At 63.6% G+C, this 14,441-nt stretch carries 11 protein-coding genes; 5 read left to right on the top strand and 6 right to left on the bottom strand.

The genetic code is table 11. The features are described 5' to 3' along the window. Positions 1 to 23: 23 nt before the first annotated feature. From FJ954_RS08260 to FJ954_RS08235, 6 genes are all read right to left on the bottom strand, one after another. Positions 24 to 1,031 carry an NAD(P)-dependent oxidoreductase gene (locus FJ954_RS08260; protein ID WP_140661040.1) on the bottom strand — a complete coding sequence of 336 codons (1,008 nt, stop codon included), beginning with the start codon at positions 1,029 to 1,031 and terminating at the stop codon, positions 24 to 26. Further along, complete coding sequence (locus FJ954_RS08255; protein ID WP_015317404.1) at positions 1,028 to 1,462, bottom strand: EamA family transporter; 435 nt, start codon at positions 1,460 to 1,462, stop codon at positions 1,028 to 1,030. The genes FJ954_RS08260 and FJ954_RS08255 overlap by 4 nt, the downstream gene beginning before the upstream one ends. A 122-nt stretch (positions 1,463 to 1,584) precedes the next feature. Next, positions 1,585 to 2,934: an FAD-binding oxidoreductase gene (locus tag FJ954_RS08250; protein WP_140661039.1), complete on the bottom strand. Its 1,350-nt coding sequence runs from the start codon at positions 2,932 to 2,934 to the stop codon at positions 1,585 to 1,587. A 2-nt stretch (positions 2,935 to 2,936) separates the two neighbouring features. After that, on the bottom strand, positions 2,937 to 4,370 hold the full coding sequence (locus FJ954_RS08245; RefSeq protein ID WP_140661038.1) for a UbiA family prenyltransferase: 1,434 nt from the start codon (positions 4,368 to 4,370) through the stop codon (positions 2,937 to 2,939). A gap of 224 nt (positions 4,371 to 4,594) precedes the next feature. Further along, the gene (locus tag FJ954_RS08240; protein WP_015317401.1) at positions 4,595 to 4,858 is read right to left on the bottom strand and encodes a hypothetical protein; all 264 of its coding nucleotides are present in this window, start codon (positions 4,856 to 4,858) and stop codon (positions 4,595 to 4,597) included. Positions 4,859 to 4,993: 135 nt separating this feature from the next. Then, a complete protein-coding gene (locus FJ954_RS08235) occupies positions 4,994 to 7,483 on the bottom strand; it encodes a mechanosensitive ion channel family protein (RefSeq protein ID WP_140661037.1) in 2,490 nt (829 codons plus the stop codon). Positions 7,484 to 7,682: 199 nt separating this feature from the next. On the opposite strand from FJ954_RS08235, the gene FJ954_RS08230 reads away from it, so the two are divergent. The 5 genes from FJ954_RS08230 (at position 7,683) to FJ954_RS08210 (ending at position 14,436) form a co-directional block, all read left to right on the top strand. Further along, positions 7,683 to 8,942: a sarcosine oxidase subunit beta gene (locus tag FJ954_RS08230; RefSeq protein WP_140661036.1), complete on the top strand. Its 1,260-nt coding sequence runs from the start codon at positions 7,683 to 7,685 to the stop codon at positions 8,940 to 8,942. Positions 8,943 to 8,966: 24 nt separating this feature from the next. After that, complete coding sequence (locus FJ954_RS08225; protein WP_140661035.1) at positions 8,967 to 9,263, top strand: sarcosine oxidase subunit delta; 297 nt, start codon at positions 8,967 to 8,969, stop codon at positions 9,261 to 9,263. Next, on the top strand, positions 9,260 to 12,253 hold the full coding sequence (locus FJ954_RS08220; RefSeq protein ID WP_140661034.1) for a sarcosine oxidase subunit alpha: 2,994 nt from the start codon (positions 9,260 to 9,262) through the stop codon (positions 12,251 to 12,253). The genes FJ954_RS08225 and FJ954_RS08220 overlap by 4 nt, the downstream gene beginning before the upstream one ends. Next, positions 12,246 to 12,833 carry a sarcosine oxidase subunit gamma gene (locus FJ954_RS08215; RefSeq protein WP_140661033.1) on the top strand — a complete coding sequence of 196 codons (588 nt, stop codon included), beginning with the start codon at positions 12,246 to 12,248 and terminating at the stop codon, positions 12,831 to 12,833. The genes FJ954_RS08220 and FJ954_RS08215 overlap by 8 nt, the downstream gene beginning before the upstream one ends. A 160-nt stretch (positions 12,834 to 12,993) precedes the next feature. Next, positions 12,994 to 14,436 carry an MFS transporter gene (locus tag FJ954_RS08210; RefSeq protein WP_140661032.1) on the top strand — a complete coding sequence of 481 codons (1,443 nt, stop codon included), beginning with the start codon at positions 12,994 to 12,996 and terminating at the stop codon, positions 14,434 to 14,436. Positions 14,437 to 14,441 lie beyond the last annotated feature (5 nt).

The raw sequence follows: 14,441 nt of genomic DNA, 5'->3' as shown, positions 1-14,441 counted from the left end.
CGCAATAAACTGTTCGGCGCGCCCTATTCGGCGGGGACATGTTTGGTGGCGACGGCGGGCCCGGCCTTCTTGGCGCGGTATTCGCTGTAGGCGGCGATCAGCATGTCCTCGTCGCGGTATTGCGGCACCCAGCCGAGCTGCCGCTCGGCCTTGGACACGTCGAGCACACAGTCCTCGTCGGCGATCAGATATTGCTCCGGATCCATGATCGGCATGTTGAAGAGGTCGAGCAGGTCGAGCGTGCGCTTGACCGCCCAGCCCGGGGTAGGCAGCAGGATCGACTTCGAGCCGGCATGCCGGATCAGGTCGCCAAGCAATTTCTTCACCGGCGGCGGATTGAGCGACCCGAGATTATAGGCCTCGTTGGGCACACCGGCCTTCCACGCCGCGCGCGCCGCCTCGGCGCAGTCGAACACCGAGATGAACTGATAAGGGTTGCGGCCCGAACCGATCATCGGCACGGGAAAGTTCCAGTCGATCAGCTTGAACAGCTTTTCGAGGATGCCGAGCCGGCCGGGGCCGATGATCAGGCGCGGGCGAAACAGCGAGATCGACATGCCGCGCTTACGCCATTCGCCGGCCAGTTCCTCGGTCTTCTGCTTCGACCAGCCATATTCGCCGAGCGGCGCGACCGGGTGCTCCTCGGTCATCGGCTGGGTGACGGTGTGACCATAGATCATGTCGGTCGTATAGTGGACGAGCCTGTGGGCACCAGCCTTGTCCATGGCCTCCAGGATGTGCTCGGTGCCGTGGAAATTGACCGGAAAGAAGAAGTCGTGCCGCTTCGCCCGCACCTGGATCGGCGACAGCATCTTGGCCGACAAATTGTAGACCATGTCGTCGGCCTTCAGCCCGACCGCGGCAACCGAGCCTTGGTCGGTGACGTCGCACTTGATGAAGCGGACAGTGCGGTAATGCGCAAGGTCGCTCCTGACGATGTCGGCGACGACAACCTCTTCACCGTCGGCCACAAGCTTCGGCGCCAGGTGACGGCCAACAAAGCCGTCACCCCCGAAAATCACATGTCTCATCGAACGATCTCGTTTGCTTGTATCTTGTCGGGCGTGATGGAAGCGCTCTGGTCTTCATGCCCTCGCCCACTTTGCGCGATCAGCACCGTGCCGACGCAGATGCAGGCAATGCCGGCGATGCGCCAGCCATTCAGGTCTTCTCGGAAGACGAAATAGGCAAAGATCGCGACCGCGACGTAAGCCAGGCTCAGAAACGGATAGGCGAAGGAAAGCTCGACCTTGGAAAGCACGTAGAGGTGCGAGGCCATCGAAATGACGAAGGTGCACAGGCCAAGGAAGACCCAGGGGCTGAAGACGATCTGCAACAGCTTGATCAGCGGATTGGTGCCCTCGAATGAAATCGGTCCGAGCGACATCATGCCTTGCTTCAGCATTAGCTGCGCAGCAGCATTTGTCATGACCGTAAACAAAATGAAGACGATATATTTCATGTAGCCCGCCACCCTGTGATATCAGCTAATACAAATCTGAAAAGATTTCGTGAACCCACAAGACATTTCTGAGTAAATCTGGATGTTAAACATTCGTAAACCACGATTCATTCTAAGTTTACCTATTCGGCTGCCTCTGCATCGCGCCGCGGCAGGTCGACAATCCCGGCCGTGCGCGCCCAGAAGTCGGACATGAAGGCGGGATCGCGCAGCGCCTCCAGCCTCGGCCACTCCGGAAACGAAGCGACGAAGGTTGCAGCACTCATGCGCGCATCCTTGTAAGGATTGACCGCCCCCCCGGCCGCGATCGTCATGCGGTCGAGTTCGCCCAGCAGGGCAAGCGTCGCCGCTCCCCTGTTGGGGAAGTCCAGCGTCAGCGTGTAACCCGTACGAGGGAACGACAGCAGCGCCGGCGAGCGGACCCCACCGAAGCGCTTCAAGACGGTGAGGAACGACCCCTGCCCTGCCTGCCTGGCCGCCGTGAGCAGTGCCGGCACGATTGTGCGCGCGGCCTCTTCCGGGACCACGCTCTGATGCTGGAACAGCCCCTTCGGTCCATAGAGCCTGTTCCAGTCGCGCACACCGTCGAGCGGGAAGAAGAAGCCCTGGTATTCGACCTGGCGCGGCGCCTTGGCCTGCCCCTTTTTCCACCTGTAGGCGGCGTTGAAAGCGGTCAGGAACGGCCGGCTGAGCACGTTGAAAGGCGGCTGGAGCGGAACGGAGAATTTCGCGCTCGCAGGCGCGGCCGCGTGCGAACCGTGCTCGGCGTGGTTGCCGGTAAACAGCAGCCCCCGTCCGCTGTTGCGGCCACCGGCGAGCTGGTCGATCCAGGCGACGGCGTATTCATTGGCCTGGTCCGCCGCTTCGGCAAGGTCGAAATATTCGCGGAGGTCGCGAAACCGCGTCGTCTCTTCCACGATATCGAGCGACGGAATCCGCATCAGCCGGATCGAAGCCGACAGGATCAGGCCGGTGAGCCCCATGCCACCGATGGTCGCCCGAAACAGGCGCGGATTGTCGGTCGCAGAGCAGCGATAGCTGTGTCCATCCGACCGAAGCAGCGTGAAACTTTCCACATGGCAACCGAACGTACCGCGCCGGTGATGGTTCTTGCCATGGACATCGTTGGCAATGGCGCCGCCGAGCGTGACGAATTGTGTGCCGGGCACCACCGCCGGGAAGAAGCCATGAGGCGCGGCATGTGCAATGACATCCGCGAGCAGCACCCCGGCATCCGCTTCGAGCAGACCGCTCTCGGCGTTGAAGCCGCGAATGCGGTTCAGGGGCCGCATGTCGATGACGGTGCCGAGCTGGTTCTGGCAGGAATCGCCATAGGATCGGCCGTTGCCATAGGCAAGCAGCGACGCTTGCCAGGCCTGGCCGCCCTTCAGCAGCGCAATGGCGTCATCGGCGTGCATCGCCCTTGCCGCTGGCGGCGTGGCAAGGCCAAAGCTCTGGAAGCGTTCCGCCATGCCTACCAGCCCCCGATGACCAGCAGCACCGCGCCGATCGCCACCACGATCTGGCTGCGCCAGTCGCGAATGATGAAGACGACCGGGTCATCGTGCATTTCGTCGCGGCGCGCCAGGATCCAGACACGCATGGTGAGATAAAGCACGATCGGCGCCAGCGGCCAGATCAGCCAGGGATGCGGATAGAGTTCGCGCACCGCGACGCTGTCCATGTAGAGCGCCAGCACCAGCGCCGAGGAGAACGCCGAAGCCATGCCGGCCTGGGCGACAATCTCCTGGTCTTCGGTGCGATAGCCGCGGCCGGCAATGCGTTCGCCGGGCGGAATGGCTGTGGTGCGCAATTCGACAAAGCGCTTCACCAGTGCCAGCGACAGGAAGAAGAAGATCGAGAAGGCGAGCAGCCAGAACGAGACGTCGACGCCCGTGGCGGCCGCGCCGGCGAGCACACGAATGGTGTAGAGGCCGGCAAGCGTCAGCACGTCGACCAGAAGCATGCGCTTGAACGACAGCGAATAGGCCGTGGTAACGACCATGTAGCCGCCGAGCACAGCCAGGAATTCAAGCGACAGGAACAACCCGGTGCCGACGCCGATCGCCAGCAGCACCGCGATTGCGCCAAGGCCGAACGGAATAGACAGCGCACCGCTGGCGAACGGCCTGTTGCGCTTGGTCAGATGCTTGCGATCGAGCGCAAGGTCGAAGAAATCATTGAGGATATAGATCGCCGACGCCACCGCGCTGAACGAGATGAACGCCAGCAGGCATTCCCAGATCATGTTGGAATTGAAATATTCGTGCGACAGCATCATCGGCACGGCGATCAGCGAATTCTTCAGCCACTGGTGGACGCGCAGCATCTTGACGATGGTCCGCAACGTCGGCTTGGGCGCCGGCATCGTTTCGGCGCCATGCGCCGCCTGCCAGCGCGCGGCATGACGGTCCGGCGCCACCACGATCGCGCTGCGTGCCGCGTCGAAGACCTGGAGGTCGTGGCGGCTGTTGCCGGCATAGTCGAAACCGGCATCGCCATAGGCCGCAAGGAGCGAGGCTCGCTTCTTTCCCGAAGTGAGATTGTCGAGACCCTCGGTGGCCAGTACCCGGTCGAAAATGCCGAGATGGACAGCAATGGCGTCGGCGAACTTGCGCGGCGTGCCGGTGGCCAGCACGAGCTTGCGGCCTTCGGCGTGCTCGGTGCGGAGCCGGTCGAGCAGGGGCGCCCGATAGGGCAGCGTGGCGGGATCGATGTCGATGCGTTGGGCGATCGCCTGCTTCAGCCGCGCCGGTCCGCCGGCCGCCCAGAAAGGCACCAGGAAGAAATAGAGCGGGTTCTTCTTGAGGAGGATGAACAATCCTTCCCACAAAAGGTCCGTCGCGATCAGCGTGCCGTCGAGATCGACCGCAAGCGGTATTGCGTTCCTGTCCGACCGCGCGTCCATGCCCGTCCTGCCCTGTCAGCATCTGATCCGGAAACCGGAACCCGTTGAGCGCCGTGTTTCGGCGTCTTGATGCTGGTATAGCGGGGGATCGCCTAGCGAACATTAAAACGTACGGTTGCAAAGGGCTGCCGCCGCGGCATTTCGATCGTCATTGTTAAACAACAGCTACCGGAAACAATAAAAGGCCGAGCAAACGCCCGGCCTTTCCAATCATCACACCGAGATTACTTGATGCGGGCGACGCCGCCTGAAATCTCGACGGTTTCCGAACCGGTCAGGGCTTCAAGGTCGCCATTGGGCAAGGTGACAAAACAGCCGCTCTGGCAGAACTCGACGGTTTCACCGCCGGCCAGCGCAAGCTCGGTCTTGCTGCCGCCCTCGGTCACGACCAGCGTGCGCGTCTCGGCGTCCTTGTTGACCGCGCTGGCGGCATGGGCCGAGCCGCTCACGGCGAGCAAGGCCACGGCAGCGACGAGAGACTTCCACATTTGCAATATCGGTGTTCCCACCGCCTCTGTTGCATTTCCACAAGGCATTCTCGCCTTTGCATGGGAGCTTATATGAGATGGAAGCTGAACCGCAACTGAATGCCGCAATTGGCATGCCGACATGCAATCTCCAATCTAATCCGGATCTGGCTTGCGTGTCTTGCGGCTTGATTTGGCCTGACGCTTTGCGTCCGCCTCGGCTTGTGCCTTGGCCTCTTCCCGTTCGGCGAAATCGACCTCGATCTTGTCGTCGTCGGTCGGCCATGCCACGTGCTTCTTGGCCTCGACGACCGCGCGCGGCGTGGACGGGATTTCGATGTGCTGGTCGTCGAATCTTTCCAGCACGGTGAAGCGGACGTCGTTCTGCACGATGTTGCCGTTCATCACATCGGCCAGGAACACGCGGATCTCGAATTCGAGCGCGGCGGGTCCAAAATTGGAAAACAAGACGAAAGGCTCGGGGTTCTTCAGCACCAGCGGATGGCTGCGCGCGATATCCAGCAGCACCGCGTGGACCTGCTTGACGTCGCTGCCATAGGCGACGCCCACCTTGATGTCGATGCGGCCGAGCTTGTTGCGGTGCGTCCAGTTGCCGACGGCGTTGTTGATCAGGTTCGAATTGGGCAGGATCACCGACTGCCGCTGAAAAGTCTCGATCTCCGTGGCACGCACGCTGATCTTCTTGACCGTGCCGCTGACGTCGCCGGCCACAATCCAGTCGCCGACCTTGAACGGCCGCTCGGCCAGAAGGATCAGGCCGGAGACGAAATTCGACACCACATTCTGCAGGCCAAAGCCGATACCGAGGGAAAGCGCACCCGCGACCAGCGCCAGGCTGGAGAGGTCGATGCCGGCCGCAGAGATGCCGACCAGCGCGGCGAGCGCAACGCCGGCATAGCCGACCGCCAGCCGGATCGAGTTGCGCACTCCGGTGTCGACCTTGCCGCGCGCCATGACCGAGCCGTCGAGCCAGCCCTGGAACCAGCGCGTCAGGAAATAGCCGATAACGAAGACGACGATGCCCGACAGGATGCCAGTGACCGAAATGGTCACCGAACCGATATTGATTCCGGTTGCGAGCTTGTACGCCCACGCCTCGATATCGCCGAGCTGGAAGCCCCACATCAAAAGGATCAACGGCAGAAACACCAGCACGATCATCACGTTGATGGCGATGCTGACGACAAGACCGAGCTGGTCGAGTGCGGTATCTTCATAGCTGGAATTGGCCGACAGCCAACGCCCGACCGAGGTGTTGGCGAAAGCGCCCTCCTCGCCGATCGCCTGCGCCGACAGGAAGCCGATATAGGCCGTTATTAGCGCGGTGCCGGTGACCACGACTTGCAGCGAGACGAACAGGGCAAGGCCGATATACCCGAGCAGCGCCGCGATGATGGTGAAAAGCCCCAGCCCGAGCGAGGTGTAGCGCAGCCAGGCCGGCCACGGGCGCCAGCTTCCGTCACGCGCCCTGAACGGCCTCAGCATCGCCATCAGGATCAGGATGACGCCGACGACGATGGTGGCCACGAAACTGCGCGCGATGGTCAGCGACAGCGGCGACCCCATCTTGTCGTTGACGACCGACAGGAAGGTGTTGAAGCTGATGACCACGGCCATGGCGGTGGTCAGGCGGACCAGCCAGCGCGCCGGCCCGGTTTCGACGGGGATGAGCCGCCAGTTCGGCAAACGCGGCTCGAGTGCAGCGTTGGTCAGCCGATTGACACAGAACACCACGCCGATGACGGTGGCCAACGCATTGAGGAAGAGGCCGATATCGCCGCGCAACACGTTGTAATAATTGAAAAAGAAGATCGTCGAGCCGAGAAAGGCGGCGACCGCCAGCGTCGGCAGCAAGGTCGACCAGAAGGCCACCGACAGGCGGCTGAGATAGGATGGGTCCTCATTGGTCGGATCGGCCTCGAACACCCGCCCGAACAGGCGCCTCCCGCCGACCAGCAGCACCAGCGCCAGGCCGAGCGCCACGAAGGTCGCCGCCAGGATAGCCTGGAACTTGAACTTGATGGCGAAGCTCAGCCAGGACGACACCGCCTTGTAGAAATTGCCGAACTCGTCGCGCGCATCGGAAAACACCTGCGGGCTCAACGCGTCCGAGAGCACGTAGCGCTTGGTGAGGAGATTGCGGAACAGCGCGCTGCGCATGTTGCCGATCTTGTCGATCAGCCCGCTGATGCGGATCGACAAGGATTGAGCTTGCGCGATGACCGCGTTGATCTCGGCCTTTTCGGACGTCAGCCCCTCGCGTTCGGCGCTGACGATGTCGGGCTCAGCCGGTTGGCCGGCGGCGGGCGGCGGCCCGAGCTGTTCGAGCCTGCTGTTGATTTCGCCCAGGCGTGTGCGGAACGCCAGCGCGCTGGTCAGCGATTGCCGTGACAATTCCTCAAGTTGGAGGCGGATGTCCACAAGGTTGCTGTCGTCCTCGCCATCCTGCTGTATCTGCTTCTCGAAATTGTCGGCCTTGGTCGTAAGGCCCTGGATGATCTTCTGCTGGTCGGCGACCAGTCCGGCGGGCGCCTGGCCAACGCCTTGCGCCGCCGCCTCGAACGACAGCGGCGCCGAAACGACAAGCGCCAGGACCAGGATGAGGCGAAGCAATCGAAAAAACATGATGGATTGGCGACTCGCGGACGGCAAAGGCATTCAAAAAGCCTGTCCTTGATAAAGACGGTCATATCATGGGGCAAGTCACCGCGACGGTCGCGCTCATCAAGCGTCGGCCAGTCGAAAGGCGATGGCGCAATATTGGCTTTGTATCAGCCTCCTGCGTCTATAGTCTGCCGCATCGCCCGCAACGGACATCATACACATGGCAGAGTACTCGGCCCTTTCGCTGCTCGCGAACGCGCTCAAGGGAAACAAGGACTGGAAGCCGGCCTGGCGCAAGCCGGATCCGAAGGCATCCTACGACGTCATCATCATCGGCGGCGGCGGGCATGGACTGGCGACCGCCTACTATCTAGCCAAGGAACACGGCATCACCAATGTCGCGGTGCTGGAGAAAGGCTGGCTGGGCTCCGGCAATGTCGGCCGCAACACCACGGCCGTTCGCTCAAATTACCTGCTGCCCGCCAACACCCGCTTCTACGAACATTCGATGAAGCTGTGGGAAAACCTGTCGCACGAGCTCAATTACAACGTCATGTTCTCGCAGCGCGGCTGCCTGAACCTGGCGCATACGCCGGCTCAGTTCGACGACTACGCAAGACGCGGCAACGCGATGCGCCATCTCGGCGTCGATGCGGAATTGATGACACCAGCCGAGATCAAGCGCCTGATCCCGGCGCTCGACATCTCCGATGATGCACGCTTTCCCGTGGTCGGGGGCCTGATGCAGCGGCGGGCCGGCACCGCCCGGCACGACGCCGTCGCCTGGGGCTATGCGCGCGGCGCCGACCGGCGCGGCGTCGACATCATCGAGAATTGCGAGGTCACCGGCTTCCTGCGCGACGGCGACCGGGTTACCGGCGTTGCCACCTCGCGCGGCGATATCAGGGCCAAGAAGGTCGCAGTCGCGGTGGCTGGCAGCACCGGACGGGTCATGCAACTGGCCGGCGTCGAGACGATGCCGATCGAAAGCCATGTGCTGCAGGCCTTCGTCACCGAATCGCTGAAACCCTTCATCGACACGGTCGTGACCTTCGGCATGGGCCATTTCTACATGTCGCAGTCCGACAAGGGCAGCCTTGTCTATGGCGGCGACATCGACGGTTACAACAGCTACGCCCAGCGCGGAAACCTGCCCATCGTCGATGAGGTGATGAGCGAGATGCTGGCGCTTTTCCCGGGCCTTGCGCGTGTGCGCATGCTGCGCTCCTGGGGCGGCGTCTGCGACATGTCGATGGACGGCTCGCCGATCATCACCATGGGGCCCCTGCCCGGCATGTATCTCAATTGCGGCTGGTGCTATGGCGGCTTCAAGGCAACGCCCGCTTCCGGCTGGTGCTTTGCCTGGACCATCGCCAAGGATCAGCCTCACGATTTCAACGCCCCGTTCACGCTGGACCGCTTTCATCGCGGGCTGGTGATCGACGACAAGGGCCAGGGTGCAAACCCGAGGCTCCACTAGACAAGGCTTCATTAGGAACATTCCGTGCTGATCACTTGCCCCTATTGCGGCCCGCGCGATGTCATTGAGTTCACCTATCAGGGTGACGGCAACCGCGAACGTCCCGACCCCGCCTCGCAGAATTTCGAGGCCTGGAATGCCTATGTCTACGACCGGCTGAACCCGGCCGGCGACCACCATGAGATCTGGCAGCATTCCGGCGGCTGCCGCGCGCATCTCAGGGTCGTGCGCAACACGCTGACGCACGAGATTTCCAGCGTCGCCTTCGCGCGCGGCGACCACGGCTCGGCCGCGCGCCGCAAGGCGGAGGACAAGCCATGAGCCCGCGCCGCACCGATACCGGCGGCCGCATAGACCGGCTGAAGACGATCCGCTTCACCTTCGACGGCGTTGCCTATACCGGGCATGGCGGCGACACGCTGGCGTCCGCGCTGCTGGCCAATGGCGTCACCCTGTTCGGGCGTTCTTTCAAATACCATCGGTCGCGCGGCCTGCTGAGCGCGGGCGTCGAGGAGCCCAACGCGCTGGTCACGGTGCTGAAGGGCGAAGTGCGCGAACCCAACATCCCGGCGACCATGGTCGAGATCCATGACGGGCTGGTCGCCGTCAGCCAGAACCGTTTCCCCTCGCTTGCCTTCGACATCCATGCCGTCAACCAGCTCGGCGGAAAACTGCTGTCGGCCGGGTTTTACTACAAGACCTTCATGGGACCGGTTGTCGGCCCGCTGAAAGGCACGCGCTTCTGGATGTTCTGCGAGCATTTCATCCGCCGCGCCGCCGGCCTCGGCAGCGCCGGATCGGCGAAGGACCCGGCCCGCTACGAGCGCATGAACGCCTTTTGCGACGTGCTTGTGGTCGGCTCAGGACCGGCCGGCCTGATGGCCGCCAAGGCAGCCGCCGATCAGGGCGCCCGCGTCACCCTGGCCGATCTCGAGCCGCGCTTCGGCGGTTCGGCCAACTGGTCCGGCGAAACCATCGATGGCGCACCCGCCGCTGATTGGGTGCGGCGCACCGTGGCCCAGCTTGAGGCGCGAGACAATGTCCGGCTTCTGCCGCGCACCACCGTCTGGGGCTACTACGACAACAATACGCTTGCCGCGCTCGAGCGGGTCAGCGACCACAAGGCGCAGCCCGCCAAGGGGGAGCCGCGCCATCGCTACTGGGCGATCCGCACCGGATCCGTCGTGCTGGCCACCGGCGCCTTCGAAAGGCCGCTGGTGTTTCCCGGCAATGACCGGCCCGGCGTGATGCTGGCGCATGCGGCGGAGCGCTACGCCAACGAATTCGGCGTGCTGCCGGGCCAACGGGTCGTGCTGTTCACCAACAATGACAGCGCCTACCGCTCGGCGCTGGCGCTGAAGCAGGCGGGTGCGGCGATCGTTGCCATCGTCGACGTGCGCCCGCAACCATCCGCCGAGATGGGCGTCCTGGCCGGCGAAGCCGAGGCGGAACTGCTTTCCGGCCATGCGGTGGTCGCCACGGAAGGCGGCAAGGCCTTGTCCGGCCTCAAGGTTCAGCGCTTCGACATGGTCGCGGGCGCGCTGAGCGGCGACGCGCGCAGCATCCATGCCGATTGCCTGTTGATGTCCGGCGGCTGGTCGCCGACCATCCATCTGGCCAGCCAGGCCGGCGCCAAGGCTGAATGGAACGCGGCCCGGCAGGCCTTCCTGCCGCCCAAGCCGACGCAAAGCTGGATCGGCGCCGGCGCGTTCACCGGCAGCTTTTCGACGGGAGAGGCAATCGCCGAAGGGCGCGCCGCAGGCCTTGCCGCGAGTGGCGGCACCGCCACGCCGACGGCGCTGCCCACTGTCGAGGCAGCTCCCGGAGATCCAGATCCCGCGCCTGTGTTCGAGATCAGGGCCAAGGGCAAGAGCTTTGTCGACTTCCAGCACGACGTCACGGCGGAAGATGTCCGCCTGGCGCATCGCGAAGGCTTCGTCTCGGTCGAGCACCTGAAGCGCTACACCACACTCGGCATGGCCACCGACCAGGGCAAGAGCTCCAACGTTCCCGGCCTCGCCATCATGGCGGAAGCGCTGGGCAAGCCGATCCCGGAAGTCGGCACCACCCGTTTCCGGCCACCTTTCGCGCCGGTGTCGATCGGCTCGCTGGCAGCGGAGCGCTTCGGCGATCTCAAGCCCGAGCGGCTGACCCCGATGCATGACTGGCATGTCGACAATGGCGCGACCATGTACTCCGCCGGCCTCTGGTACCGGCCGATGATCTACGGGCTTTCGGGCGAAACCGTCGAACAGGCCTATGTGCGCGAAGCCAAGGCGACGCGCGAAAGCGCGGGCATCGTCGATGTCTCGACGCTGGGCAAGATCGCGGTACAGGGTCCCGACGCCGCGGCATTCCTCGACCGTGTCTACACCAACATGTTTTCGACGCTCGCCGTCGGCAAGGCGCGCTACGGGCTGATGCTGCGCGAGGACGGCTTTGCCTTCGACGACGGCACCACATGGCGCCTGGGCGAACAGGATTTCCTGATGACCACCACCACGGCCAATGCTGGCAAGGTGATGCAGCATCTGGAATATTTCCTCGACGTGATCTGGCCGGAACTCAAGGTCCACGTCACCTCGGTGACCGACGAATGGGCGGGAGCCGCCATCGGCGGCCCGAAAGCGCGGCAGATTTTGGCAGCCTGCGTCACCGGCACTGCCGTGGACAACGCCACCTTGCCCTTCATGGGCATCGTGCACGGAGAGATCGCAGGCGTTCCGGTGATGATTTGCCGGCTTTCCTTCTCCGGCGAAATGGCCTTCGAAGTCTATTCCGGCGCCGGCCATGGCACCCATGTCTGGGAAGCACTGGTCGAGGCCGGTAAGCCGTTCGGGCTGGTTACCTACGGCCTCGAGGCGCTGGGCACGATGCGCATCGAGAAAGGCCATGTCACCGGCGCCGAGATTGATGGCCGCACCACGGCGCGCGACCTGCATCTCGACTGGATGCTGTCGAAGAAGAAGCCGTTCATCGGCTCCGCGATGATGGATCGGGAAGGTCTCGTCGCGTCCGAGCGGCTGGAACTGGTCGGCCTGATCGCGCTCGACAACCGGCCGCTCAATGGCGGCGCGCACATTGTCGAGGACGTCGACGAAGCCAATCCGCACGGCTCGATCGGGCACATCACCGCCTGCTGCTATTCGCCGGCGCTCGGCAAGCATATCGCGCTGGCGCTGGTCAAGGGCGGCAAGGCCAGGCACGGCACGCGTGCGCATGTCTCCGATCCCTTGCGCAACCGCTTCGGGCCCGTGGAGATCGTCTCCAACCACTTCTACGATCCGGAAGGGACCCGCATGCATGGCTGAGCGTCAATCGCCCCTCGAGCCGGAGTTCCATGTCGGCTCGCACGGCAATTTCGAACATGGCGTCGAGATCCTGCTCACCGAAACCAGGCCGGGCTCGATCGTGCAACTCGCGGCATGGCCAGGCGAGGAGAAGAAACTGATGGAGGCCATCCGCACCGTCACCGGGCTTGCTCTGCCCGATGACGCCGGCGGCGGCTCGAGCGACGGCGTGAAAGCGGTATTCGGCTTCGCGCCGGGAAAATTCACGGTGACCGATGAAGCCGAAGGACTGGCCCTAGCATTGACCAAGGCGGTAACGCCGGCGATCGGCACGGTGACGGACCTGTCGCATGGCCGCACCGCGATCCGCATTGCCGGGCCGAAAGCCGAATGGGTGCTGTCGAAATTCTTCGCCATCGACTTCGCCCTGCCTGCCTTTCCGGTCGGCGCCGGCCGCTCGACAACGCATCACGATGTCTTCGCCCAGATCCAGCGCACCGGCACCGACCAGTTCGACATCTATGTCTTTCGCTCCTTCGCGCGCTCGTTCTGGAAGGCGCTCTGCCACGCCAGCGAGGAAGTCGGTTACGAGGTGCAGTAGGCATGCGGTCTTAGAGCCGCGGCCTCTGGCCTCAATGCCGGCTGGTTCTGCCGCTAGAGAATCCTGCCGAAGGCGCCCAAGGTGGAAAACGTGGTCGTCCAACCGGCCCGAGGGGTGAAAATCCCGGTTTAGAGTCGGCATATTTGGTTCGAACATCCCCATGACCGCTGAACTATCCACCGGCGCTACCGATCGCGCCGATGTGCCGGCCAGAGCCGTGCTCCTGCTGCCGCTGACGGTCGCCTGCGGCGTGTTCATGACCAGCCTCGACCAGAATGTCGTGGTGACGGCGCTGCCGGGCATCAGCGAAAGCCTTGGCCGTCCGCCAAGCCAGCTCGGCCTGCTGATCACCGTCTACGTCGCCAGCCTGATCATCTCGATGCCGCTCGGCGGCTGGGCGGCCGACCGTTTCGGCCTGCGCAACGTCTATTGCTTTGCCTTGCTGGTGTTTGCCGCTTCTTCGGCCATGTGCGGGCTCTCGAACGACCTCTGGATGCTGGTTAGCGCCCGCGCGCTGCAGGGCTTCGGCGGCGCGCTGATGGGAACGCTCGGCCAGGTCGTCATCCTGTCGACCTTCCCGCGCAGCCGGACCTTGAAGATCAACATGTACATCTCGCTGGCCGGCCAGTCCGGACCGCTGGTCGGTCCGCTCGTCGGCGGCGCGCTGACCACCTACATCTCCTGGCGCTGGATCTTCTTCATCAACGTGCCGTTCGCGCTCGCGGCCGCAATTCTTGCCGCCTCGCTGTTCCCGACAATGACCAAGCCGGTGCGCACGCGGTTCGATTTTCCAGGCTTTTTGCTGGTCGGCAGCGGCATGGTGCTGCTGGTCTTCGGCATGGACTCGCTGGCGGCGAAAGACGCCGCCGGCGGCATGATCGCGGCCGAGCTTGCGCTGGCGCTCATCATCCTGACGGCCGCCTCCTTCTACTGCCTTCGCGTGCGCAATCCGCTGCTCGATCTCAAGCTCCTGCGCATCCGCACCTTCCGCATCTCGTTTCTTACCGGCGGCGGCCTTGACACGATCGGTCTCAGCTCCGTCGTCTTCCTGCTGCCGCTGATGTTCCAGCTCGGCTTCGGCATGAGCGCGGTGCAGGCGGGATCGCTGACCTTCGTGGCGGCGGTCGGTTCGGTGGGTATGCGTATCTTCATGCCACGCCTCCTCAACCGTTTCGGTTTTCGCCGCGTGCTGGTCTTCAACACGCCCGTCGTTGCAGCCATGGTCGCGGGCTTCGCCTTGGTGCAGGCAACGACCCCGGTCTGGATCACGCTCACCTATATCTTCGTCTTCGGCGTCTTCCGCTCGGTGCAATGGGCCTCAACCGGCAACCTCGCCTATTCCGACATCGCGCCCGAACAGCTCGCCCGCTTCAGCGCGCTCTATTATATCCTGTGGCAACTGGCGGTCGCCATCAGCGTCGGGCTGGCGGCTGCGATGCTGTCGTTTCTCGCCGGCGGCGGGCCGGCCGTCGCCAGCGACTTCCGGATCCTGTTCGTGATCGAAGGCGTCATCACGCTCTGCGCGCTATCCGCCTATCTCAAGCTGACGCCGCAGGACGGCGCCCACGTCAGTGGCCACGGCGCGCACATGAATACGGAATAAGGGCT

This window comes from Mesorhizobium sp. B2-3-15, from assembly GCF_006442875.1.
Classification (GTDB): Bacteria; Pseudomonadota; Alphaproteobacteria; order Rhizobiales; family Rhizobiaceae; genus Mesorhizobium; species Mesorhizobium australicum.
Note: the sequence above shows the minus strand (reverse complement) of the source record. Positions and strands in the feature narration are given on the sequence as shown.

Coding starts and splice junctions, on each gene's coding strand:
- FJ954_RS08260 (WP_140661040.1), bottom strand. CDS start 1,031: ATGAGACATGTGATTTTCGGGGGTGACGGCTTTGTTGGCCGTCACCTG.
- FJ954_RS08255 (WP_015317404.1), bottom strand. CDS start 1,462: ATGAAATATATCGTCTTCATTTTGTTTACGGTCATGACAAATGCTGCT.
- FJ954_RS08250 (WP_140661039.1), bottom strand. CDS start 2,934: ATGGCGGAACGCTTCCAGAGCTTTGGCCTTGCCACGCCGCCAGCGGCA.
- FJ954_RS08245 (WP_140661038.1), bottom strand. CDS start 4,370: ATGGACGCGCGGTCGGACAGGAACGCAATACCGCTTGCGGTCGATCTC.
- FJ954_RS08240 (WP_015317401.1), bottom strand. CDS start 4,858: ATGTGGAAGTCTCTCGTCGCTGCCGTGGCCTTGCTCGCCGTGAGCGGC.
- FJ954_RS08235 (WP_140661037.1), bottom strand. CDS start 7,483: ATGTTTTTTCGATTGCTTCGCCTCATCCTGGTCCTGGCGCTTGTCGTT.
- FJ954_RS08230 (WP_140661036.1), top strand. CDS start 7,683: ATGGCAGAGTACTCGGCCCTTTCGCTGCTCGCGAACGCGCTCAAGGGA.
- FJ954_RS08220 (WP_140661034.1), top strand. CDS start 9,260: ATGAGCCCGCGCCGCACCGATACCGGCGGCCGCATAGACCGGCTGAAG.
- FJ954_RS08215 (WP_140661033.1), top strand. CDS start 12,246: ATGGCTGAGCGTCAATCGCCCCTCGAGCCGGAGTTCCATGTCGGCTCG.
- FJ954_RS08210 (WP_140661032.1), top strand. CDS start 12,994: ATGACCGCTGAACTATCCACCGGCGCTACCGATCGCGCCGATGTGCCG.